The organism is Oryzomonas japonica, assembly GCF_008802365.1.
Classification (GTDB): Bacteria; Desulfobacterota; Desulfuromonadia; order Geobacterales; family Pseudopelobacteraceae; genus Oryzomonas; species Oryzomonas japonica.
Genome location: NZ_VZQZ01000010.1, coordinates 62,870 through 86,571, shown reverse-complemented (window position 1 = coordinate 86,571; position 23,702 = coordinate 62,870). Strand labels below are relative to the sequence as shown.

The window sequence follows — 23,702 nt, the reverse complement described above, 5'->3', positions numbered from 1 at the left end:
CCATATCGAGTAATGGTAGTTCTACTTGTAAGGAATTATCATCGCTTTCTCTTATCGTCCTCTCTTCGACTTTCTTGTCTTTTCTTGGTATGGTGACACTTGGAGACTTTCAAGGTAAGGTCTGAATGCTGCATGTATTTCCCAGTCATATTTTTCAACTCCAACCATTGATTCAATAAGGGAGGGAGCATCCTCGTATAGTTTGTGGCGGTATTTTGTCAAACTAATTTTTTCTCGTGCAGAAATAAAACCGCAACGGTACAAAAAGTTATGGCAATCAACATCGGTGGCTCTTTTGCCAAAAATCTCGATGGATATTCTGCCGTTTACACTCTTAATCAGGCCTATTACTTCCTGATATGGCATTACCCGTATATATCTTTTTCCACCAAAAACGGTGATCAATGATTCCATTTGCTCACACTCGTTTTTGAATTCCTTGATCAAGTCTAATGTCCTAACTCTAGAGTATGAATAAACAAATTCGTTCCTAACATCAGTTTCTTGAATTTTTGTATGCCCTTCTGACTTGGCACGTACGGCAGCTCCTTTTACAAGTTGAATGATATCTCTAGGTCTTCTTCGTGACAAATTTGTCAACACTTCATGCATCTGTTTTATTTCTTCACTCCAAGTATATGTTCGATCAAAAAGTTCGTAGATATTGCTTAAGTCATCACTCGATGACACCGAATATCCATTAATATTTTGCTTACAATAGTGCCAAATCCTTTTGCCAATAATTTTCCTCAGTGCGGCGTCATCCCATTTGAGGAAATGAGCGTATTGTCTAAATTTATCGATCTGCTCGTCGTGAATCTCTAGGTACTGCCACACATCTTCTCGAAGTGACAATCTGAAGCTCACGCCATCGCACTCTCTGGCTATCTCCCGAATGGCTGAAATCATTGCCTTGAGACGTATTGAATCTGGTCCTGTAGGCCTCCAGCCGCGGTCCAAGTCATCAATAAATATTGTCAAGACTTTTTGCTCTGCGAATCTAGCTAAAAGACGAGTTACAGAATCCTCAGATATCCCAGGGTCATTCTTTGCCTTGACGACATCCTGAAAAGTTTTGGCGACCTTAGAGATGAAGTCTTTTGAGCGAAACCCATCTTTTTCAGCCCATGCAATCGCTTCATCGGCATTCTCTGCTGCAGAAAACCCAATTTTTTTTGCCAAGCAGCCAACCGAAAGACGAGCCAGTCTCTTTTTCAGTCGGTCGACAGAAATGTTATAATCGGTATCAAGTTGCACTGCTAGGTCTGTCGGAGACAGCCATAGCGCAGAGTACCCTTTGTGCTCGCAGTGGGTGAATGCGCGCGCCAGCAAGGCTGATTTACCCACGCCTTTTCTTGATCTGACGCAGACGATACGAGTATTGCCGATCGCTCTCGCGTAGATATCGTTCTCAATGTAGACCTCCTTCAGAAAGTCTCTTGACTCCTCTTCTCCGGCTTCATTCCCAAAGACCTCATCGATATCCATTTTTGCTAAAATTTCCACTTTAAACTTCCTTCGTAGAGCATAAGGAGGCAGCCCTTAAAAAGTAATAAAATACAAGGAAGAGAAGGAAATAGGCTGTTTTTTATATTTACTAGCTTGTCCTCTCAAAGGCAGCAATTTGCAATTGCCCAACGATTAAAACCACACAACCACCCTTCTACCCCTCGTGCCAACAAATTTCAATCGCAAAATCAACATGTTAAAATAATTAACACTCCTGCAAAACTGTTAAAAAAATTACCACTTTCGAGCCTTTCCCCTCTACCTCCCCGAAATCACACAAAAAAAGGCCCCCGAATCGCCTCCGGGAGCCCCTTCTTGCATCATTATGATACACCATATCCAACCACACCACACCGGCCCCGTTCCATTGCCCGAACAATTCATCCCCGCTCTGGCGGTTAAAGGCCGGGCTTCAAGAGGGGAGTGCCCCTGTTCAAGCCCCATGTCCTAGCCAACGGGTACGGCCTGTTGTGCCCCATCACCGCGCCATGAGCGCGAACACCCCCCAGCCCAGGTATTCGCGGGCGTAGGCGGCGTAGCGTTGGGGGGCCGAGGTCAGTTCGGCTCGAACATCTTTCCCAAAGTCATCGTGGGGATTCGCTTCGAGCCAGCGGCGCATCGTGAGCCACTTGGCTGCCTCGTACCTGTCCCAACTGTCTTGGTCCGCCAGAACCATTTCCACGATGTCGTAGCCCTGGGTGCCGAAAGAGGCGAGAAGTTCGGGAAGCACGAGGAAGTCCGAGATGGAATGGGCGCGGCATCCCGTGGCGACCTCTTCTGTCGGCGGCAATTGCCGCCAGTACGGCTCGCCGATGAGGATGATCCCACCCGCGCGGAGGCTCTTGGCCAAAAGCTCAATGGTGCCGCTGACTCCGCCGCCGATCCAGGTGGCGCCGACACAGGCCGCCACGCCGGCCTTTTCGTCGGTGACGTAGCCGGCAGCGTCTCCGTGGATGAACTGGACCCGATCGGCGACGCCCAGTTCTTGCGCGCGGAGTTTCGCCTGTTCGGTGAACAGTGGGCTCATGTCGATACCGGTGCCGCTGATTCCGTAGTCGCGTGCCCAGGTACAGAGCATCTCGCCCGAACCGCTGCCGAGGTCGAGCACACGGGTCCCCGGTGCCAGACGCAACGCCGCGCCGAGAGTGGCGAGCTTTTCCGGTGTGAATGGGTTATGGATGCGATGAGCGCTTTCGGAAATGGTGAATATCCGTGGAATGTCCACTGTTGAAACTCCTTTGTCCGCATGGCAGTGCGCCCCGGTTCCGCCGGTTCGCCGTCACACCTTGCCGCCGTCGAATACCTGCTTCAACCACCCATAGCCGCTTACCAGCACGATCCCCGCGATAACCAGCACCGCCCCGACCAGGAAGCTCGCCTCCAGCGGTTCGTGCAGCAGCCACACCCCGAAACCGATGCCGAAGAACGGCGTCATGAACGAGAACACCCCCAGCCGGGAGGCCAGGTACTTGCGCAGCAGCCAGAGCCAGGTGAGATAGCTGGCAAAGGAGACCACCACCGCCTGGAAGAGGATGCTCCCCCAGGCCAGGGGGGTGGGGGTGAACGCGGTCTCGCCCAGGCCCACGGCCGCCGCCAGCAGCAGGACAAAGGCGGTGACCAATTGGTACAGCAGGGCTTGGGTGGCGGATGTGCGGGCGAGGCTGGAGCAGCGCAGCACCACCGTGGTGGCGCCCCAGGAAACCCCGGCCATGAGCCCCAGGAAATCCCCCCACAGGATGGCGGCCGGCGCCCCGGCAGCCGGCTGCTGGCTGCGCCCGAAGAACGCGATGACGATGCCCATGAAGGCCAGCAGGATGCCGAACCACTGGAAGCGTTGCAGCCGTTCCACGGGCAGGCGCCAATGGAGCCCCAGGGCGGCGAACGCGGGCGCGGTGTAGAGGAAGACCGCCATGTGGGAGGCGCTGGTATGGCGCAACCCCTGGCCCACGAACAGGAACTCCAGAGAGAACAGCACCCCCACGACCAGGCCGGGACGCCACGTGCCGTCCCCCAGGGACATGCGCTCCCCCCGCAGGAACATCAACAGCCCCACCAGCGCCGCCGAGATCCCGGAGCGGAGCGCCAACTGCATGAGCGGGGCAACGTCCGGCGCGGCGGCCTTCAGGGCGACCTGCTGCAACCCCCAGATAATGCAGAGGAGCAGCATCAGCCCCATCGCCAAACCGTCTATCGCTTTATGTGTGTCTATGACCAACTCCTTTGTCTGCGTGTGTCGAATCGTAAAAGATAGCAGAAGCAGGGGAGCAGTCAATAAAATAGCGCGTTCGCCGCCGTCCCGGGAACTCGCGGAAGACGCCTTTTCCTGCGCGCCAGCCCAATCAGTGCAGCGGCTTCTCTTCCTCTTCCTCGCCGCTGAGGGCGAGGGATTTTACGGCACTTGCCGCCGACTTGCCCTGAAGGATGTTCTCTATCTCGCTGTAGGGCACGATCCGTATGCCGTGAAGGCTGATGTTGGCACATACCGGGTGGTTTTCAATGAATGCGCGGGCTTCGTGGTACGGTAATTTCACCGGTGTGAGAACATTGAATTCGGCAACGTTTTGGAACCGGTATTCCTTCCCCTCGTGGCACAGGATGTGGTACTTCCCGGCGGCAAAAAAACAGATGCCATAGCGATCTTCCGTTGCCATAGTTACGCTCCTGCATCTTCCCCTGCGGGATAATCGGGCAATAGGCTTGATTAGAAGAAGGCTAGCAATGCCGGGGGATTTGTCAAGCCGGCGGCTCGTGAAAGAAAGGAACAACTGGGGGCGGGTCCGCCTCCGGCATGAAATGGAGCATGAAAGGGGCTCTTCCCGGGTCGTTTCCCGGTAGCACACACAAAAAAGGCCCCCGGATCGCCGCCGGAAGCCCCTGTTTGTATTGTTGTGACGCGCCCCGAGCGGCGGCCGCTCCCGCCTCATCGCTTCAGAAACGACGGGCCGCGGTAGGCACGCTCCACCGCGCGGCGGGTGCCCGCCTCGGCCACGAGCCCCACATACGCGCCAACGATCACATCGCTCAGAAAGTGGTAGTTGGTTGCGATCAGGGCCAGGGCCAACAGCAGCAGCAGCGCCAGGCACGCCGGGCGCCAGCGGGGGTGGAAGCGCCACACCACCGCACAAAGGGCGACGAAGACCACCATGTGCCCGGACGGGAAGCCGGAAAACCGCACATCGCCGTTGAACCAGTGAAACCCGTACTCCTGGGGCGCGAGCAGCCATTCCCGGGTGTTGATCCTGCCGAAGGCGAATTTCAGGAGCGTTTTTGCCAGAAAGGAAACCGGGGCGGCGACGGCGAGGGTCTCGTACATGATCGCGGGCGCGTCGACGCCGTGGCGGGCCACCCGGTAGCGGAACAGGGCGTAGGAGCCGGCGGCAACGCAGACCACCAGGATGAGCAGGGCGTCGGGGAGGGACGAGGTAAACCGGGACCACCCACTGCTGGCGTAGAGGTAGCGCGTGACGAGCCGGGCAACGGGGATATCCAGGTGGCCGATGCAGTAGGAGGTCGCCAGGGCAATGGGGACCAGCGCGATCAGGAGGGCGGTTTCGTACCCCCGGCGTTGGCTGGCGGATGATGCGGTGTCGTGCGGCACAGGCTGAGCTGGAATAGGCGGCCCCTTTGTCGGCGCTAGGGGGGATGCGGCGGTGCCCCTGCGGATACGTACTATACGATTATTTTGCCATTTTGCAAAGGCGGGTGCGGTCGGTAGCGTTGGCAGCGGCCTTTTCACGGTGACAAGGTTCCATTATATAACATACTGAAATTTTTTGGTGTTGCGGTCGATTACCTGCTACAGCTCGAGGGGGGGTCTGCCGATTATTATAATTCGGACGATAGCGGGCTGGGCCGGCAGCAGAGGGCCGGGCATCGGGAACCATGAAAAGAGGAGCGTCAATGTCGTTAGAGTATTCGCCCATAGTGCTTGATTCCATCAACCACGATAATTTTCCCAAGGTCGAGCTGTTCGTCAGGCTCGACGGGAAATACACCCTCTACAAACCGGAGCAGACCAAGCTCACCATCCACAATATCGAGCGGTTGCGGGAAAACGGCACGGAGTTCGTGTATATCAACAGCAAGGATTCGGAAGAGGTGCAGGAACACGTGGAGAAGCGGCTCGACGATTCCCGCGCCGCCTCTCTCCTGTCCCAGTATTCCAAGAACCTGATCTGCAGCCAGATGATCATCAAGGCTGTCGACGATGTCTTCAAAAAGCCCAACCAGCCCGCCGTGTTCGAAAAATGCCGCGCCATCCTCCGCAAGGCCGAGTTCAGGTTCGAGGACCGGGACGAGCTGATCGCGCTTTTTGCCAAGCTGGAAAACAACTTCGACAAATACCTCATCAACCACTCGACCCAGACCACGATCCTGGCGCTGTTCATGGGCGAGAGGCTGTTCAGCGCCGGGAGGGACGACCTCGTCAGCGTCGGCACCGGCGCCATGGTGCACGATATCGGGATGCTGTCCGTTTCGAGCGATATCACCGACAAGGTGGACGTGCTCTCGGAGAACGAATATTACCGGGTCAAGCTCCATCCCAAATACGGCATCGACCTGCTCAACAGCGCCGGGGTCACGGACCGGATCGTCCATGACATTACCCTGGGCCATCACGAGCGCTATGACGGCAGCGGCTACCCCAGGGGGCTGGATGGTTTCGAGATCCCGCGCTATGCCATGCTGGTGTCCATCTGCGACATCTACTGCGCCCTGACCATGAACCGCCCCTACAAGTCCGCGTCCACCCCGGCGGAGGCCCTGCGGACCATGAAGAGCGAACGGAAGCTCTTCGACCCGGATACCCTGGCGGGGTTCCTGGGGATCATGGAAGACACGGCACTCCCGGAAACGATGGAAGAGGTGAAGGAAGCGCCGGCGGCGGCCCGGTCCATCGACATGGCCGAGATCCGGGAGTTGAAGAAGCAGATGCGGAGCCCCAATGCCGACCGCAACAAGCTGGTCAAGATACACTCCATCGTAACGGACAACATCAACAGCACCTATGGCGAAGAACGGGCCGCCTTGACGGAGCTGCGGACGGAGTTGAAGAACCTGCTCAAATCGCTATTCTCGGAAACGGGGGGGAGTAATGGGAAGGGGTGACGGCTGCCCGGCCGGCACTGGCGGCAGGTCATGGAGCATTCCCCTCTCATCAAGGCCATAAGCGCCCCTCCCCATGATGCGACTTTTTTTGTCGTTCCCCGGTGCTAGGCTGACACCATGGAAAATGAAAAGAATGCTCCTGTATCGAAAACTAGTGGATTCAGGTGGTTACCATGCAGGAGAGAATCGAGCTCATTCGCCGGATGCTTTCAATTTCATCATGTACTGAATCACTTCGCGCAATTGATCTTTGGAAAGACTCTCGGTCGCAGCCAGCAGCACCTTCTCCTCGTAGCTCAACGGGCGCTGATACTCCTCCCTGGTCCCGAAAAGGATAGTCTTCTCGTCCACGCCGAGGGCGTCGCACAGCAGGGGGAGGATCTTCTTCCCCGGATTACGCTGCCCCCGTTCCAGAGCCGAAATATAGGGCTCCTTCACCTGGATGATCTCGGCCAGCTGCTTCTGCGTGTAGCCCGCATCCTCTCGGAATCTTTTGATGTTTTCTCCGACACTCATACCGGTTACCCCCTGTTGAATAGATTCTAAGCCTAATTTAATCCGGGGGATTGTCAACCAAAAAATCATTATGCATGTTATTTCATTATTTATGAATCAAAAAGATGATGCTGCTGCGGCCATGCGGCAGAAGGTGCCGGGGCGCCGGTCTTGCGGGGCTCACACGCCTTTGGATGCCGCGAGATACAGGGGTTCGCCGGATGCTTTCAGTTTCATGGCGAACTCGATCACGATGAGCAACAGCCGGGTGGAGAACCCCTGGACCGCAGCCAGCAGGACCTTTTCCTCGCGCCGCAGCGGGCGTTCCCGGGGGCCGAAGAGAATCGTCTGCTCATCCACGCCGAGGGCGTCGCACAGCAGGGGGAGGATCTTCTTCCCCGGCCGGCGCTGGTCCCGTTCCAGGGCCGACAGGTAGGACGGCTTCACCCCCATGACCCCCGCCAGTTGCTTTTGTGTGTAGCCGGCTTCCTCGCGGATTTTTTTGATATTTTCCCCAACGCTCATGATGAGCACCTCCCCAGTGAATTATAGATAAGCATAATTTAACACCTGCGTTTGTCAATCTAAAAATCATAATGTTTATTTTTTGCTTGACTACTAAATCAATTAGATTTAGTTTTTAATCAAAAAGGAGGCGTAAGATGCACGAAACGGATCAAACGGACCATGCCGCGGCCATGTCGGTCCGGCTCCCCCAGACCAAGAAGCGGGCGCTGCACGATCTCTCCCGGCGCACCGGCATCTCCGTGGGGAGCATCGTCAGGAGCCTGATCTACTCCCGGCTGGCGGAGGAGGAGGGAAAGGGGAAAATCTTGAATCCGCCACAGAGACACTGAGACACAGAGGTACGCAGAGAAAGGCTGAAAACTGTTTCGGGTAACGCCATCGTCGGGAATCGTTTTTCCCTGCCGGGCCTTACTCCCGGTTTTCTCTGTGTCTCCGTGTCTCTGTGGCGGACGGTACTCATTTTGACATTACGGGGGAATCATGGACGGAGGTAGCAGGGCGGAGTGGTTGCAGGCGCGCAGGAGCGGCATCGGCGGTTCGGATGCGGCGGCGGTGCTGGGGGTGTCGCGCTACGCCACCCCCTATCAGGTCTATCTGGACAAGCGGGGCGAGCTGCCGGAGCCGCCCGAGAGCCCGGCCATGTTCTGGGGGCGCGCCCTGGAGCCGGCGATCCGCCAGCGCTACGCCGACGCCACCGGCCGCACGGTGCGGGTCCCCACGCGGATTCTGCGCCACCGGGAGCGCCCCTACCTGCTGGCCACCCTGGACGGCGTCACCGACGACGGCCGGGTGCTGGAGATCAAGACCGCCCGCAGCGCCGAAGGGTGGGGCGAGCCGGGGAGCGACGAGATCCCCGAGGCCTACCTGTGCCAGGTGCAGCACTACCTCATGGTCACCGGGCTGGAGCTGGCCGATGTGGCGGTGCTCATCGGCGGGCAGGATTTTAGGCTCTACGAGGTGCGGGCGGACCGGGAACTCCAGGGGCTGATGGCCGGCCGGGAGGCCGAATTCTGGGGCCGGGTGGAGCGGGGCGAGCCCCCCGACGCCGCTTCCACGGCCGACCTGGCCCTCAGGTTCCGCCATCCGGTGGCCGATACCGTCCCGGCCACCCCCCGGGCCGTTGCCGCGGTGGCGGGGATGAAAGCGCTCCGGGGCGAGATGAAGCAGCTCGAGGCCGAGGAGGAGCGCTTGAAGATCGTCATCCAAACCTGCATGGGGGAGAGGGAGGGGCTCACCATCGACGGCCTCCTGGCGGCCACCTGGAAGGGGGCCAAGCCCCCAAGCCGCTTCGACCACGACGCCTTCCGGGCGGACCACCCGGAGCTGTACCGGCAGTACCTGAAAACCGGCGAGGCGGCGCGGCGCTTCTTGCTGAAATAAGGATAAGGAGAAAAGTCAACGTCCGCCACAGAGACACAGAGAAAACCGGGAACAAGGCAGGTAAAAAGCAACGGTTTTTGATGATGGTTTTAACCAAAAAAGATTTTGCCTTTCTCTGTGTACCTCTGTGTCTCCGTGTCTCTGTGGCAGATTTTTATTTTTACTTTGCATCGCACTATACAAGGAGACCATACCTATGACGACCACCGCACCAACCACCCTGGACAACCTGTTCGCCACCCCCGTCACTCCCCGCGCCCCGGGCGCCGCCCCCCTGGGGGACGCCGAGGGGGCCATCCTTCTCGCCCGGCGCTTTCCCCGGGACCAGCGGGAGGCCTTCGAGCGGATCATCGCCGCCTGCCGCAGGGCCGGTCTGGCCCGGACCGGGCTCTACAGCTACAGCCGGGGCGGCTCCGACATCAGCGGCCCCTCCATCCGCCTGGCCGAGGCCATCGCCCAGAACTGGGGCAACATCCAGTTCGGCATCCAGGAGCTGGAGCAGCAGGGGGGCGAATCCACGGTCAAGGCCTATGCCTGGGACGTGGAGACGAACACGCGCCAGGAAAAGGTCTTCCGGGTGCCCCACCGGCGCGTCGGCCGCCAGGGGCCCCGCCGGGCGGAGGATGGCCGGGACATCTACGAGGCGGTGGCCAACCAGGGGGCGCGCCGCCTGCGGGCCTGCATCCTGGGGGTGGTGCCGGGGGACGTGGTGGAGGCGGCCGTGGAGCAGTGCGAGGAGACCCTGGCCGCCGCTGCCGACCTCTCCCCCGCGGCCCTGGCCCGGCTGGCGGAGGCCTTTGCCGCCTGCGGGGTGACCAGGGAACAGGTGGCGGCCCGCCTGGGGTGTCCCCTGGAGGCCGCCACCCCGGCCCAGGCGGTGCAGTTGGGCAAGATCCGCACCAGCCTGCACGACGGCATGAGCAAGCCGGGGGACTGGTTCGAGCCGGTGGGGGAGCAGGCCGCCCCAACGGCCCCGTCCAAAAAGGGGGCCGCCGGGCTGAAGGAGCGGCTGCGCAGCGGGTCGGCCCGGAACCAGGCGCTAGCCGCCAAGGAGGGGTGACATGGAATGTCCCAAGTGCCATTCCCGCCATATCCGCCGGGTGGCGGTGATCACCACCCCCTCGTCCCTGGAGCGGTACGACGACGATCAGGCCTGGGTGGAGGGGGAGAGCTGCCTCATGTGCGGCTACTGGGCCGACGTGGGGCCGGAGCCCGCCGCAGAGCCACAGAGGCGCAGAGATAACCTTTGAGAAATGGAGAAAAACAAAACCTGCCACAGAGACACGGAGACACAGAGGTACACAGAGAAAGGCAAAAGACTTTTTGGGGTAAGACCATCATCAAGCGTTATTGCTTTTACCTGTCTTGCTCCTGGTTTCCTCCGTGTCTCTGTGTCTCTGTGGCGGATGTTGATCTTAGCTTTTATCCGTGCTCTGGGACGGATGGTAGCTCTTATAGATCGTGAGACTGAACTATGGCCCGCATACGCACCATAAAACCGGAGATCTGCACCTCCTCCCAATTCGTCGAATGCTCCCCGAACGCGCGGCTTCTGTTCGTGCTCATGCTCTGCTTCTTCGACGACGGCGGCAACCACCCGGCCAACTGCAAGCGGCTCAAGATGGAGGTCTTCCCGGCGGACGACTTCTCCATGGCGCAGATGGCCTCCCTCATGGCCGAGCTGATCGGCCAGGGGCTGGTGGTGGAGTACGGCCACGAGGGGGAGGTGTACTGGCACATCACCGGGTTCGCCCGGCACCAGAAGGTGGACCGCCCCAACCCCAAGTTCCCCCCGTTCGACGCGGGTTCGGCGCGGCCTCGACGAAGCTCCGCCGAGCCGTCGCCCCCGGAAGGGAAGGGAGGGGAAGGGAGAGGAGCGGAACCGGTGGGGCAGAGGAGGGAGCGGGCACCAGCCGCGCCTCCCTTCCCGACGCACGGTTTCCGTGATGCGCCCTCCCGGAGCGGGGGCGTGCCGGCGGACGCGCGCCAGCAAGAGCACGAACGGATCATGGCGGCCAATGCCGCCGCCTGCCGGAGCTTCTGCGGGGAGGGGGCGTGAACGGCCAGGAGGACAAGCGCCGCTTCGCCACGCTCATCTACTGGCTGGCCGGGCGGATGCTGGCCCCCGGCGGCAGGCCGCGGCAGGTGGACGACCGCCTGCTGGCCGATTACCACCACGCCCTGGCCGATTGCCGCATCGAACGGCTGGAATGGGCGGCCCGCCACATCTTCGCCACGGAGAAGTGGTTCCCCATGCCGGTGGAGCTGCGCACGGCGGCCATGCTGGCCCCGTCCACCGTCCTCCCCCCGCCCCCCGGCGACCGGCGGCAGATCGCGGAGATCACCGGGGAACAGGCCGAGGAGAACCGCCGCCAGTTGGGCAGGATGGTGGCGTGGTTCGAGGAGACGCTGGAGGGAAGGGGGTAGTCCTTAAAGTCCCCCCTCCCTTGACGGGAGGGGGTTAGGGGGTGGGTGAAGCGGCAACATGGTCATTCCATGGCAACCTCCCCCCCACCCTAACCCTCCCCCGCAAGGGGGGAGGGGACGACCACCCATAGGTCCCAGAAGTCTTATAAGTCCCAGAAGCTTTCAAGGAGGTGCCGATGTTGACCAACAAGCAGACCCTGTTCGTGAACGAATACCTGGTGGACCTGAACGCCACCCAGGCGGCTATCCGGGCCGGCTACAGCGCCCGCAGCGCCTATGCCAACGCCTGCAATCTGCTGCACAAGCCGTGGGTGGCCGAGGCGGTGCGGAAGGGGTTGCGGGAGCGGGCCGAGAAGCTGCACCTGAGCGGCGAGGACATACTCCGCTCCATCGTGGATATCCGGGGCAAGGCCGTGACCGGCGGCAAGCTCACCCAGGCGCTCAAGGCCAACGAGCTGCTGGGCAAGCATCTGAAGCTCTTCACCGACCGGGTGGAGCACGCCGGTCCCGACGGCGGCCCCCTGGAGTTCTCGGACCTGGAGCTGTCCAACCGGCTCCTGACCCTCATCGCCATCCTGGAGGAACGTGCCAATGGCTTGTGATGCTTTGGAAAAACTGAAGGGGCTGTTGGGGTACGCCACCGCCGAGGAACGGGCCGAACTGGCGGCCATCGCCCGGCGGCTCACCCCGGCCTGGGTGCCGCTGTTCCAGGGGCCGCAGCAGGCGGCCTACGACTCGGCGGCCGACGTGCTCTTCTACGGCGGCGCGGCCGGGGGCGGCAAGACCGATCTGGTCATCGGCGCGGCCCTGACCCGGCACCGGCGCTCCATCATCTTCCGCCGGGTCGGCACCGAGTTGCAGGCCATCTGCGACCGCATGGCCGAGATCCTGGGGACCGGGGAGGGGTTCAACGCCCAGAGGAACCTGTGGCGTCTCCCCGGCCGCCAGGTGGAGTTCGGGGCGGTGCCGGTGCTGGGGGACGAGAAGAAGTACCAGGGCCGCCCCCACGACCTGAAGGTCTTCGACGAGATCACCTCCTTCACCGAGGCCCAGTTCCGCTTCCTCATCACCTGGCTGCGCACCACGGACAAAGCGCAGCGCTGCCGGGTGATCTGCACCGGCAACCCGCCCGTGGACAGCCAGGGGGAGTGGGTCATGCGCTACTGGGCCCCCTGGCTGGACAAGGACCACCCCAACCCGGCCCAGCCAGGCGAGTTGCGCTGGTTCGCCGTGCTGGACGGCAAGGACGCCGAGGTGGAGAGCGGCGAGCCGTTCCTCCACCAGGGGAGGCGGATCAGGCCCCAATCCCGCACCTTCATCCCCTCGCGGGTTCAGGACAACCCGTTCCTCATGGAGACCGGCTACGAGGCCACCCTCCAGGCGCTGCCCGAACCGCTCCGCTCCCGGATGCTGGAAGGGGACTTCAGCGCCGGCCAGGAGGAAAACCCTTTTCAGGTGATCCCCAGCGCCTGGGTGGTTGCGGCCCAGGGGCGGTGGAACGAGCAGGGGCGGCAAGGACCCATGGACGCGGTGGGGCAGGACGTGGCCCGGGGCGGCAGGGCCGAGACGGTCATCGCCCGACGCCACGGGGCGTGGTACGACCAGCTCCTCTGCTACCCCGGCAGCGCCACCCCGGACGGCCCCAGCGCGGCGGCCCTGGCCATGGCGGCGGCGCGGGACGGGGCCCCGATCCACGTGGACGTCATCGGCTGCGGCACCAGCCCCTACGACCACCTGAACCAGGCCGGGGTGCACGTGGTGCCGATCAACGGGGCAGGGGCCAGCCACGGCACGGACAAGAGCGGCAAGCTCCGCTTCCATAACCTGCGGGCCGAATTGTGGTGGAAAATGCGCGAGGCGCTGGACCCGAAGGCCGTGCCGCCGGTAGCCCTGCCGCCGGGCCAGGCGGTCCGCGCCGACCTGTGCGCCCCCACCTGGTCGCTCCGTTCGGGCAAGATTCTCATCGAAGGCAAGGAGGACCTCATGGCCCGCATCGGCCGTTCCCCGGACCGTGGCGACGCCCTGGTGTACGCCTCGGTGGAGACCCCCAAGCGCGCGGCGTTCGGTGGCCGGGCCGGGCATGTGGTGGAATACGATCCGTGGAAATAACCAAAAGCAAAATCCGCCACAGAGACACGGAGACACAGAGAAAATCTTTGAGAACGTCAAAATCTGTTACGGAGATACAGAAAAAACTCAGAATCCGCCACAGAGACACAGAGGAAACCTGAAGCAAGGCAAGCAAAAAGAACAACGATTCTTGGTGATGGCTTTACCCATAAAGTTTTTTGCCTTTCTCTGTGTACCTCTGTGTCTCCGTGTCTCTGTGGCGGATTTTGACTTTGAATGGAGGTTGAGCGATGAATATCGACGAGAGCATGGAGACGTGGCGCAGGCGGCGCTGGGTGAGCGCCCAGGAGTTGGCCCAGGCCATGGAGGTCACCCCGCGCACGGTGCGCAACTGGTGGTACTCGCGCAAGACCCCGCTCAAGGCGTGGATGGCCTACGGGGATACAAGGTTCATCCGCTTCACCTCGGCCTCGGCCATCGAGTTCGTGCAGGAGGGGTTTGCGGAGCCGTGAGGGGGAAGGAAACGGGTAGGGGCGCACTGCTGTGCGCCCGCCTGGTGTGGGGCTGAATGACGGGTGCATGCGATGCGCCCCTACGGTTGGTAAGTGGGCTTTGTATCAAAACGATACAACCAGAGGCTCCCGGAGGTGATCCGTGGGCATTTTTTTGCGTGATAACGGGCGGTTGGCGGGATTACGGATTTTATGTTACTTTTTTTAACAAGTGCGTTCGTAGTGTTAATTATTTTAACATATTGAATTTATTGTTGAAATGTGGATGCGCATAGGATAGAAAAGGGTTTGCCGACATTTGCGTTGGGCTGTTGCGGGTTGCCGCTTTGTCGGTTTGTAGTAAGGGATAGCGGGATAAGCAGGTAAATTGAATTGCGATAGAAGGCAGAGCGGATGAAATGTAGAATATATACCAGATTAAAGGCCAGGCGAAAAAGAGAAGAATTTTATGCGAGATTTGAAAATTATTTTTTGTGGGTATCTGCCTGCTTGCTTGTGGTGGTGTTGCTTATTGAAAAGTGATGGAGATGAAGGGGGCTGTCCCCTTCGAGTCTTACCGTGATTCAACGAGGTCTTAACTTGTTGCGCTTTGTGCGGGACGGGAAAAGCGTACCAGGGGGGAGGGCGCGGCTTCGGCGATGTGCGAATAGCCCCCGGAGGTGTCAAACCTACACTTTTTACAAAGTGAAATGTGTAGGTCTGACACTCTGGCATTACGTAGGTCTGACACTCTGGCATTACGCTCTGGCATTACGTAGGTGGAGGGAAGGAAATTTAAGGATAGACAAATGAATATTCTTCAGGCATTTGAAGCACGATATCAAACAGAGCATAAAAAACGAAATATGCTCATGTTGGATAATTTATTTGATTTTAGCTCATTCTTGTGCTAACGCGACAACCAGTTTAACTGATATACTTATAAATATGAATGTACCTAGTGAATCTCGGAGCCTGACATGGCCAGCGCTGAACAATTAAAAGCCCTTTTGAAGTCCCATGTTGATGGCGATGAAGCCCATTTCTATGCAGTAGCAATGCAGGTGGCTGCCCATGAAGCGAAGTTAGGGCATGCTAAAATTGCCCATGAGCTGAGGGCACTTATTGATGACGCAAAAACGGATAAACAGCCCCTAAGGGGCACAAGAAAAGCGGTTCCAATTGCTCAGCCACGTGGTGAGCTTTCATCTCTGCTATCGGTATCATATCCGAAATTTCGGCTTCCTGACATGATTCTCGACGAAAACGTTCATGAACGGCTTGTTAGAATAATTAAAGAACATCGTCAAATTGCCAAGATTCGGTCTTTTGGATTAGCTCCCCGGAAGAAGCTTCTTTTGGTCGGTCCTCCCGGTACGGGGAAGACGATGTCAGCAGCCGTACTTGCCGGCGAGTTAGGTCTTCCACTTTTCGTTGTTCGCCTGGATAGTATGATTACTAAATTTATGGGCGAAACCGCTGCAAAGTTACGGCTAATTTTTGATGCTATCAGCCAATCGAGAGGGGTTTATCTATTTGACGAATTCGATTCCATCGGTTCACAGCGAGGTTTAAGTAACGACGTTGGCGAAATCCGGCGCGTGTTGAACAGCTTCCTCCAACTGATCGAACAGGATGATTCGGATAGCATTCTTCTCGCCGCTACCAACCATCCTGATATTCTCGATTATGCTCTCTTTCGTAGATTTGACGATGTGGTCGAATATGGGTTGCCTGAACACGAACAACTTATCAGCGCATTGCAAGCCAAGTTGTCGATATTTCCAAAATCAAAAATAGATTGGATAAAACTCGCTGACACGGCACTGGGACTCAGTTATGCAGATATTACAAGAGCATGCGAAGAGGCAATAAAGGAAGCAATAATCCATGATCGTCAAAAGGTGGTTACAGGCGACATACTCAAAAACTTGTCAGAACGCAAAGCTATTCGGCCAAAATAATCCGATAAATTGCCCCAATACTCTATGACTGAACAACACACCCCAAATTTACCTCACCTTGTTTTGACCGGTACCGCACATACCGAACTCTATACTTCAGTATTATCTGGTGGAACTACACACAAACATCCAGTGCGTGATAGGCAGCAGCATGGTCAATTTTTGCTTGCCAAGTTGGAACGGATCAAAGAAGAGGCCGAGGAAGTCGGCCGGGAACAGACGGCGTTCGGCATTGACAGCGGGAATGGCATCTACCTACAGTTCGAAAGCGCTCCTGATTTTGAACTCAAGTTGGAAAGTTTGGAGTCAGTGAGAGACGGCATTGAGCTCGTTGCCGTAAAACTTGTTGACCGAAGGATGCTTGCCACCTGTTTCGTTCCAGAAGGAAAATTGGACCATTTTTTTAAAGCATTTAACGATTATCTGGAAAAGGAAACAGAGAAGAAGGGAAAGCCTGTCAATCAGCCACTTGTGGATAGTATCAGTGATATGCGGAAAGCCGTTGTTGACGCTCTCTGGACCGATGATACTACACTTTTCCCTGTTGATGATGAGGAGATATGGTGGGAGGTTTGGCTCAGGGTAGGAAGCGACCGCGAGGCTTTTACCAGCTTTTTTAGGGAGCATGCACAGAAACTGGGGCTCGAGTTGGGGCGAGAAATAAAGTTTCCAGAGCGGACCGTTGTTGCCGCTAAGGGGACAAAGGCACAGATTGCCAGGTCAGTAACCCTTCTTAACTGCATCGCTGAACTACGAAGGGCTAAGGAAACTGCAGATTTTTTCACAACTATGGGAACTGTAGAACAGTTTAAATGGATTGATGATGCATTGCGGTTGATCGAGCCACCAGCAAAGGACTCCCCAGCTGTTTGTCTGCTGGATACGGGCGTAAATAATGGGCACCCCTTACTGGCCGTTGGATTGGACCCTGGGGATATGGATGCTTATGAACCCACCTGGGGGGTCACGGACCATAAGGGACACGGGACGGAAATGGCAGGTCTTGCCCTGTACGGCGATCTTACTGAAATGCTTGCGACTAGAGATCCCATACAGTTGGCACATCGGCTCGAATCAGTGAAAGTGCTTCCTCCTTTTGGCGAGAATCGCCCTGATTTGTATGGAGCTATCACAGAAGAAGCCGTGGCCCGAGCGGAAGTGTTTGCTCCCTTTCGTCGCCGAGTGCTCAATTTAGCTATTTCAACGAATGGTAAGGACCAAGGGAAACCTTCCTCTTGGTCTGCCGCCATCGATAAACTTTCTTCGGGCTATGACGATGACGAACGCCGCCTTGTTGTCGTTGCCGCCGGAAACACCGCCTTTGAAAACCGTCATTTATACCCTGACAGCAATATGACCGACTGCGTCCAAGACCCCGGCCAGTCTTGGAATGCCCTGACTATCGGGGCCTTCACAGAAAAATGCTCAATTAATGAGGCTGAATATCCTGCTTGGCAACCGGTAGCCTCCTATGGCGACCTGAGCCCTTGTAGTTGCACATCCATGGATTGGGAAGGGGGGTGGCCGGCGAAACCGGATCTGGTCATGGAGGGCGGCAACATGGCAACCAACCCCGAAACCGGCTTGGCAGATCACATTGATACGCTTGACATTCTCACCACAGGCCGGAATTTTACGACGAAGCCACTCGTAACCACAGGTGACACCAGCGCGGCTACTGCTTTGGTCAGTAGGATGGCGGCCATTATCCAGGCGCATTATCCTGCGTTATGGCCGGAAACGGTTCGGGCACTTTTGATTCACAGTGCTGACTGGACGCCGGCAATGATGGATAGGTTTAAAAACGGAAAACGAGATGGTATCAGAAACCTTCTCAAATATTGCGGATATGGCGTTCCAGATTTGGATAGGGCTATCTGGAGTGCCAGGAATTCCTTGACGATGATAGCTCAGGATTCATTGCAGCCCTACGATAAGGAAAAAAGCAATTTCAAGACAAAGGATATGCACATCCACTCCATACCTTGGCCGGTGCAGGTGCTTCAAGACCTTGGAGAAACTTATGTAGAAATGCGGGTTACCTTATCCTACTTCATTGAACCCAATCCTGCCAGACGAGGTTGGACGAGAAGATATCGGTATGCCTCCCACGGGCTTCGCTTCGATGTAAAGACTCCCGAGGAAAATTTGGAGCAGTTTCGGCAGAGAATTAACCGAGCTGCACATGATGAAGAGATGGACATTAAGTCGAAAAGCGATGCGAAACGCTGGGATATAGGGCCAGATCTGAGAGGGCTTGGGTCAGTTCATTCTGACAGGTGGCGAGGCACAGCTGCTGAGCTTGCCGCGAGAGGGTACATGGCCGTATACCCGGTCATAGGTTGGTGGCGGGAACGCCATCATCTTGACCGATGGAATAAACGGGCGCGGTATGCACTTGTGATATCAATATCAACCCCTGAAGAGAATGTGGATCTGTATACCACCGTTCAAAACATGATTAGTCCCGTTGTTGAAGTTGCCATCTAGCTCAGGGCCAATAGGGGGCAACAGGCACCAAATAAGTCGCCGAGGGATCACTAACCAGCTTATCCTCTTATGGTTTACTAATCGGCGCCAGCTCCCCCGCCGGGTCCCCGGAGCGTTCAAGTGCGGCCGAGCGCCACATGCGCAGGACGGTCGAGGTATTGACGATGGCGATGACCGTCTCGAGAAGGGTGCCGCCGATAGAACCGCTGAGGATGTTGTTCGCCAGCCAGCAGAAGGTGCTGGAGAGGATCACGAGCCGCATGGGTATGCCCTTCATGGTGAATATGGCATACGTGGAGACGCACGAACCGATCACGGGAAGCCAGCCGAAGAGGCTTTTCGTCAGCATCAGGCCGATACCGACATTGGCGACGATGACGACGACCGCCACCAGGGACGAGCGGGTCTTTAACGCCAGGAAGGAACGGAGGCTCGTGAGCAGGGCGCTCGCCGCGGCGGTCGGGTTGCCGAGCAAAGAGAAGTGCACGGTGTAGGCGATGCTTTCGAGGCCGACGAAAAACTTGAGGGGGCGATCCTTTTTCTGAAGAAATGCGATAAACCCCAGAACGAACGCGATATATCCCACGCACTGGGACAGAGAAAAAAATTCCACCAACCTACTCCTGTAAGCCAATAAGTATGGGCCGGCTTCCAACCCGTTGACGGTTCGGCCGACCCTTTTTCATAATGGTACTTATGCGTATTGTTTGCAATGGCATTTTCATCATGCGGACAATGGGGATCGCCGGTCACCAACGTGGGGGCACTAGGGCGGCAGCAGGCACCGGCGAAGTCGTCGGGGGAACTACGCGAGCTTCCGGAGGCGGAGGGCGGCGGGGATGGCGTCGCGAGAGACGGGGAGTCCCTGGGCGGCTGCCCCATGATTCGCGGTCGAACCGTGGGGATGCACCCTCTCCGTAGGAACTGAGGTGGCGCGGTCGCTAGAACTTGGCCTTGGTAAAGAGCTGGATGACGTTGACCGGGCAGTTTTTGTCGGCCTGCGTTTCGCAGTGCAGATAGTACAGCCCTATCATCACGGCAAGCAGTGCTACAACCACATAAACAGAAATCCGGGATGGTTGCATGGCGTCCCTCCACAAAATCCTCTTCGCGGACGATGCTCAGTTCCGGGCAAACTGAACTGCCCGCCCGCTCCGTTGTACCCCCTCCGGTCTACCCGCCGACCGTGGCTTTATCGGCCATTCACCCATGCATCTATAATTTGCGTACCAATTATATCACAAGCGGCGCGGTTTGGGTGCAACATTAGATAGCGACGTGGCGGTTGTACCGGGGAGGCGGCGTGTTTCAGGCCTCTCGGTTGTTGCGTTCTCGTCCTGAAGTGCTATCTTGAAGTCTGTCGCCGGATTTTTCTTTGAGGAGAACACCATGCACGTGGTTGCCATTTGTCATTGGCGGGAAGGGGCTGACGAGTTGGTCCAGGCACTCGCCGCGGCTCTCGGCATAACGGCCTATGAAGCGCGGCCCCGGATGCTGGGCGGCGGACCTGCCGTCGTGGCCAGTTTCGCCGATCCGCAGCGGGCCTTTGCCCTGGCCGGGAAGCTGGAGCGGAGCGGGTTCGCCACGCTGGTCTTCGACGCCACGGAGGTGCGCGGCAGGGGAGGGCGGTTCGTGGTGCGCCGCTTCGAGTTCAAAAAGTGGGCGCTGCGCATCGAGTCGGGCGACGGGCAGCAGGCGGAGATCCTCTACGACGATGTCGATCTGCTCCTGCCGTGTACGAGCGTTGTCGGGTTCACCGAGACCAAGACCGTGACCGAGCGCAAGCTCAGCCTCGGCAAGACCCTTCTTGCCGGGGGGGTGCCGATGACCACGAAGGTCGAGCGCCAGGAGGTGGTGTCGACCGAGGAGCGCAGCAAATCCCTCCATCTCTATGCCGGCACGCGGTCGCCGGCCGTCTTCAGCCAGAGCGGCATGACCTTCGATGGACTCGGCGACGCCATGAAGATGTCGCGGGAGTTGAACTTTGCCCACCTGACCAGCGAACTGCGCCGGTTATGCCCCAAGGCCGCGTATGACGACCGGCTGCTTACCCCGGCCGGCCAGGCTCGCTTGCTCGGCCCCGGCCTGAATGCGGAAACCAACCTCAACCTGGCGGTGGAGATCCTGGCGCGCAGTCTGCGGGAGCGGGGATGCGTGGGGTAGGGGATCGGCCATGCGGGTTGATTGCCGTGACCTGCCGATGCGATACCTTCCCGCCGCCCCCAGCGCGGCCATGGCGGCCCTCCGCTCCTAGCGGCACGCCTTCAGCGCGATCCGCGTGTCGTCGATGTGCTTCTGGAGCCCTTTGGCGCTCTCCAGCACCTTGCCGTTGATGTCGTTCGCCTTGGCGAGCCGGTAGAAACTCGCGGCCCATTCGCTGCCGTTGTAAAGCTGCTTCAGGGAGATTTCCGTCAGGCCGATGATCGGAAGCTGGTTTTTAACCCACTTGCCGAAGATCCGGTTGGCCGCCGCGATCTTGCTGATGTCCAGCAGCGTGTTCAGTTCGGGGCTCTCCGTCTGGAAGTACTTCCCCACCTTCGGGTCCGCCAGAATCTCCCGCACCTCCCCGTTGGAGGCGTTGAGCTGCGCCAGGAGCGCCGACATGCCGTCCTTGACGAAGGTCTGCCAGTCGTTTACCTGGCTTGCCACTTCCGCCGCCTTCCCCGCCGACGAGAGGAGTTGCAGCCGGCGAATCTTCGCCTCCAGCGCCAGAATGTCCACACCTTCCGCCGCCATCCGGGAGGCGTTCCGGGTGTAGATCTCCTGCAAACGCTCCGCCGCTTTGCCCCTGTTGGCCAGGGTCTCCAGCAAGCCGCCCGTGAAATACTCGATGCCGTCCTTCGCCGCGTTCACCAGCGCGCTCCGGTTCGTGGCCTCCCAGTCGGCCACCTGATTCTGGGCCAGAAGGATCGTCTTGTGGAATTTGGTGCGCTGCTCCAGGAAGGAGTCCAGCTTCCGGGAGAGGGCGACGCAGTCGGGAGGCTCGATGATGGGCTCTCCCTCACCCTTCGCCTTCTTCTCCTTCCGGGGAACCGGTTTCGTACCATCCTCCTTCAGGTTTCCGGCGGTGTACGTGACGGCGTTGCGCAGATCCACCACCCGCGGGTCGTTCTCGGGATCGGCCAGGAGCCGCAGGTCGGCTTCCGGCATGGTATCGCCGAAAAAGGAGGTGCCACCCCCGCCCGCCACGGCATCCACCGGCTTTACGCCCCCTCCCGCGGTGTCGAACGGCTGCCGGGCAGCGGCGGCCATCGTCTCCGCCCCCCCGTCCAGCGTCTTGAAGTCCAGGCCGCCTCCGCTATCCTTGAAGCCCAGGGAGGACGCACCCTCCAGCCCCTTGTACGTCCCGAGCATCCGGTCCCGTTCCGCCTGGAACTCCGCCTCCTCCGTCCGCCGCCGCTCTTCCGCCTGGCGGGCTGCCTGAACGGAGGCATCGTGCTGCTCCATGAGCGACCGGAGAGCCGGGGAGTTTCCCTGCTGGGAGGCGCTCATGTTGGCGATGAGCCCCTGGAAGATGCCCCCGACGATCATAGATTTCATCTGTGCCTCTTGCGAGGCGGAGGGAGGGCGGAGCGGCTTCGCGGCGGCTTTGCCGCCGCAGTCCAGTTGACCGCCCGAGCAGGTGCACTTGTACCCCTGGTAGGCGAGAGCCCGCACCGACGCTTCGCAGTCCATCTTGAAACGACTGACCTCGGGGATGCCGTAACCCGATGTGGAACCGGCGGCCACCGCCAGAGCCGCCGCCGTGCAGATCGCCGCGCGGCGCATCATACGTTCGGTATCCGCTGGATGGTGAGGGTGATGGGGGCCTTCACGTCCTTCCGCAGGATGTCGAGGCGGACCGGAGTGCCCGGCTGGCCGTAGAGCCGCATCATCGCTTCGCCGGCGTTGAGGCTCTTCACCGGTACCCCGTCGATGGCCAGGATTTCATCCTCGTCCCTCAGCCCCGCCTCGTAGGCCTCAGTTTCGTTGTCGAGACGCACGACAAGGTGCCCCTGCCAGTCCTGCTGGATGGAAGAAAGGCCGCCGGGCCACCAGGAGATCAGACCGTAGTAGGCGACGTCAGGACCGAGACCGGCGGGCCCCAGCGGTCCATAGAGGACCTCTTCGGCCCCTCTTTTGCCGGTGACCGCCACTCCCGAGCAATAGTCGTCCCCCAGGAGCGCCAGTTGGGTTGACGCGCTGAAGGTGGTGACCTCGTAGCGCAGGGTGATCTTCTTTTCCCGTTCGTTTATTTCACCGGCAACCTCGGCGGTGTCCGGCGGGATCTGACACTTGTCGGCGGTGACGGGGCCGCGGCTCCAGGTTCCGGCGAGCCGGCTGCCCCGCGCCGTCAGATGGTGCTCGGCATGGGCACGGATAAGATTTGGAACGGTCCCGACCAGGGTATAGGTGGAGTTCACCTCCTGCTCGCTCACCCGCCGCTGGTCGGTTTTGAGGACGATGCCGTTGCCCTCCATGGACAAGCCGTACCAGGCGCCGGTGGCGGCGACCCAGGAGCCTGCCCGTCCTTTTTCCCGGGCGGTCTGTTCCTGGCGGAACTCAAGCTTCACGATCTCGTCGCGCACCTTCTGGGCGTCTTCCGCCCCCGGCGCGACCGCGAGATACTGCCGGTAGCTGGCGATCGCATCGTCATACCGCCCCAACTGGGTCTGCACCTTGCCGAGGTTGAACCAGGCACTGCCGAGCTGGGGGGCGATGTCGGCGGCAGCCAGGAATTCCTCCTCGGCCACGGCCAACTCTTCGGGCGACTTCGCCATCTCAATGGCGGCCATCCCTCGCAGCATGTGCTTCCGGGCGTCCTCGGGCGTTCCCGTACTTTTGACCCGCGGCGGCGCGGCGGGTTTCGCCGCGGCAACAGCGGCGGCTTTTGCGCGTTCCGCCTTGCGCTCCGCAAGCGTCTTCTTCGGGGGGGCCGTGGCGCATCCCGCCACGACAAGGGTCAGCACCAGTGCCAGTACCGCCGGCCATCCTGTCCGCATAACGATCCTCCTCTAACAAAAGGTCTCTGGGCGCATCGATTTATGCGGCGCTGCGATTCCCAAGGCCGAACATCTCCCGAGACGCCACATCGATGCCTGCGCTTAGTACACTACCATGTTGCGTGCTGATTGTTTGGAGATCGGCGGGCCCGCTAAGCGTACCAAAGGCACTATCGGGAGTATCGAAGGGGAACAGGTTTCCACGCTGCCTTTACGGGCAGGCCGCCACGCAGACTTTACCCCTAAATCGGACCGTA

At 59.1% G+C, this 23,702-nt stretch carries 24 protein-coding genes; 13 read left to right on the top strand and 11 right to left on the bottom strand.

The window, feature by feature from the left end; all coding sequences use genetic code 11:
- Nucleotides 1–51: 51 nt before the first annotated feature.
- The 5 genes from F6V25_RS14580 to F6V25_RS14560 all read right to left on the bottom strand — a co-directional run bounded on the left by F6V25_RS14580 (nt 52) and on the right by F6V25_RS14560 (nt 5,107).
- Nucleotides 52–1,506, bottom strand: a complete 1,455-nt coding sequence (locus F6V25_RS14580; protein WP_151129350.1) for a P-loop ATPase, Sll1717 family — start codon at nt 1,504–1,506, stop codon at nt 52–54.
- A gap of 481 nt (nt 1,507–1,987) precedes the next feature.
- Complete coding sequence (locus tag F6V25_RS14575) at nt 1,988–2,734, bottom strand: SAM-dependent methyltransferase (protein ID WP_151129349.1); 747 nt, start codon at nt 2,732–2,734, stop codon at nt 1,988–1,990.
- 54 nt (nt 2,735–2,788) lie between these two features.
- Entirely contained in the window at nt 2,789–3,676 is an 888-nt protein-coding gene (locus F6V25_RS14570; RefSeq protein ID WP_246167058.1) for a DMT family transporter, read from the bottom strand.
- Nucleotides 3,677–3,848: 172 nt separating this feature from the next.
- Nucleotides 3,849–4,160, bottom strand: a complete 312-nt coding sequence (locus F6V25_RS14565) for a hypothetical protein (protein ID WP_151129348.1) — start codon at nt 4,158–4,160, stop codon at nt 3,849–3,851.
- 269 nt (nt 4,161–4,429) lie between these two features.
- Entirely contained in the window at nt 4,430–5,107 is a 678-nt protein-coding gene (locus tag F6V25_RS14560) for a phosphatase PAP2 family protein (RefSeq protein ID WP_246167057.1), read from the bottom strand.
- Between the two features lie 302 nt (nt 5,108–5,409).
- Here F6V25_RS14560 and F6V25_RS14555 point away from each other — a divergent pair, with 302 nt between their 5' ends.
- Nucleotides 5,410–6,618, top strand: a complete 1,209-nt coding sequence (locus F6V25_RS14555) for an HD-GYP domain-containing protein (RefSeq protein WP_191966211.1) — start codon at nt 5,410–5,412, stop codon at nt 6,616–6,618.
- Nucleotides 6,619–6,810: 192 nt separating this feature from the next.
- Here the strand turns inward: F6V25_RS14555 and F6V25_RS14550 are convergent, their stop codons facing one another.
- The gene (locus tag F6V25_RS14550; RefSeq protein WP_191966210.1) at nt 6,811–7,134 is read right to left on the bottom strand and encodes a helix-turn-helix domain-containing protein; all 324 of its coding nucleotides are present in this window, start codon (nt 7,132–7,134) and stop codon (nt 6,811–6,813) included.
- Between the two features lie 159 nt (nt 7,135–7,293).
- Nucleotides 7,294–7,638 (bottom strand): helix-turn-helix domain-containing protein, encoded by a 345-nt coding sequence (locus F6V25_RS14545; RefSeq protein ID WP_151129345.1) that lies wholly within the window; start codon nt 7,636–7,638, stop codon nt 7,294–7,296.
- 137 nt (nt 7,639–7,775) lie between these two features.
- Here F6V25_RS14545 and F6V25_RS14540 point away from each other — a divergent pair, with 137 nt between their 5' ends.
- From F6V25_RS14540 to F6V25_RS14490, 11 genes are all read left to right on the top strand, one after another.
- Nucleotides 7,776–7,970 carry a hypothetical protein gene (locus F6V25_RS14540; protein WP_151129344.1) on the top strand — a complete coding sequence of 65 codons (195 nt, stop codon included), beginning with the start codon at nt 7,776–7,778 and terminating at the stop codon, nt 7,968–7,970.
- A 151-nt stretch (nt 7,971–8,121) separates the two neighbouring features.
- The gene (locus F6V25_RS14535; protein ID WP_151129343.1) at nt 8,122–9,021 is read left to right on the top strand and encodes a YqaJ viral recombinase family nuclease; all 900 of its coding nucleotides are present in this window, start codon (nt 8,122–8,124) and stop codon (nt 9,019–9,021) included.
- Between the two features lie 196 nt (nt 9,022–9,217).
- Nucleotides 9,218–10,081 carry a hypothetical protein gene (locus F6V25_RS17455; RefSeq protein ID WP_191966209.1) on the top strand — a complete coding sequence of 288 codons (864 nt, stop codon included), beginning with the start codon at nt 9,218–9,220 and terminating at the stop codon, nt 10,079–10,081.
- A 1-nt stretch (nt 10,082) separates the two neighbouring features.
- Nucleotides 10,083–10,271 (top strand): hypothetical protein, encoded by a 189-nt coding sequence (locus tag F6V25_RS14525; RefSeq protein WP_151129342.1) that lies wholly within the window; start codon nt 10,083–10,085, stop codon nt 10,269–10,271.
- A gap of 224 nt (nt 10,272–10,495) precedes the next feature.
- Entirely contained in the window at nt 10,496–11,080 is a 585-nt protein-coding gene (locus tag F6V25_RS14520; protein WP_151129341.1) for a hypothetical protein, read from the top strand.
- Entirely contained in the window at nt 11,077–11,448 is a 372-nt protein-coding gene (locus F6V25_RS14515; protein WP_151129340.1) for a hypothetical protein, read from the top strand. The genes F6V25_RS14520 and F6V25_RS14515 overlap by 4 nt, the downstream gene beginning before the upstream one ends.
- A 176-nt stretch (nt 11,449–11,624) precedes the next feature.
- Complete coding sequence (locus F6V25_RS14510) at nt 11,625–12,050, top strand: terminase small subunit (RefSeq protein ID WP_151129339.1); 426 nt, start codon at nt 11,625–11,627, stop codon at nt 12,048–12,050.
- On the top strand, nt 12,040–13,557 hold the full coding sequence (locus F6V25_RS14505; RefSeq protein WP_151129338.1) for a terminase: 1,518 nt from the start codon (nt 12,040–12,042) through the stop codon (nt 13,555–13,557). Before F6V25_RS14510 ends, F6V25_RS14505 begins: the two co-directional genes overlap by 11 nt.
- A gap of 251 nt (nt 13,558–13,808) precedes the next feature.
- On the top strand, nt 13,809–14,030 hold the full coding sequence (locus F6V25_RS14500) for a hypothetical protein (RefSeq protein WP_151129337.1): 222 nt from the start codon (nt 13,809–13,811) through the stop codon (nt 14,028–14,030).
- 959 nt (nt 14,031–14,989) lie between these two features.
- Nucleotides 14,990–15,973 (top strand): AAA family ATPase, encoded by a 984-nt coding sequence (locus F6V25_RS14495; protein ID WP_151129336.1) that lies wholly within the window; start codon nt 14,990–14,992, stop codon nt 15,971–15,973.
- Between the two features lie 24 nt (nt 15,974–15,997).
- Nucleotides 15,998–18,463 (top strand): S8 family peptidase, encoded by a 2,466-nt coding sequence (locus F6V25_RS14490; RefSeq protein WP_151129335.1) that lies wholly within the window; start codon nt 15,998–16,000, stop codon nt 18,461–18,463.
- 67 nt (nt 18,464–18,530) lie between these two features.
- On the opposite strand, the gene F6V25_RS14485 is transcribed toward F6V25_RS14490, so the two are convergent.
- Together F6V25_RS14485 and F6V25_RS17065 are read right to left on the bottom strand one after the other, a co-directional pair.
- Entirely contained in the window at nt 18,531–19,076 is a 546-nt protein-coding gene (locus F6V25_RS14485) for a YgjV family protein (RefSeq protein WP_151129334.1), read from the bottom strand.
- A 328-nt stretch (nt 19,077–19,404) separates the two neighbouring features.
- Entirely contained in the window at nt 19,405–19,548 is a 144-nt protein-coding gene (locus F6V25_RS17065) for a hypothetical protein (RefSeq protein ID WP_191966208.1), read from the bottom strand.
- A gap of 304 nt (nt 19,549–19,852) precedes the next feature.
- Here F6V25_RS17065 and F6V25_RS14480 point away from each other — a divergent pair, with 304 nt between their 5' ends.
- Nucleotides 19,853–20,626: a hypothetical protein gene (locus tag F6V25_RS14480; RefSeq protein WP_151129333.1), complete on the top strand. Its 774-nt coding sequence runs from the start codon at nt 19,853–19,855 to the stop codon at nt 20,624–20,626.
- A gap of 87 nt (nt 20,627–20,713) precedes the next feature.
- On the opposite strand, the gene F6V25_RS14475 is transcribed toward F6V25_RS14480, so the two are convergent.
- Both F6V25_RS14475 and F6V25_RS14470 read right to left on the bottom strand, forming a co-directional pair.
- Nucleotides 20,714–22,234, bottom strand: a complete 1,521-nt coding sequence (locus F6V25_RS14475) for a hypothetical protein (protein WP_151129332.1) — start codon at nt 22,232–22,234, stop codon at nt 20,714–20,716.
- Nucleotides 22,231–23,445, bottom strand: coding sequence for a tetratricopeptide repeat protein (locus tag F6V25_RS14470; RefSeq protein WP_151129331.1), 1,215 nt, complete (start codon nt 23,443–23,445; stop codon nt 22,231–22,233). Before F6V25_RS14470 ends, F6V25_RS14475 begins: the two co-directional genes overlap by 4 nt.
- Nucleotides 23,446–23,702 lie beyond the last annotated feature (257 nt).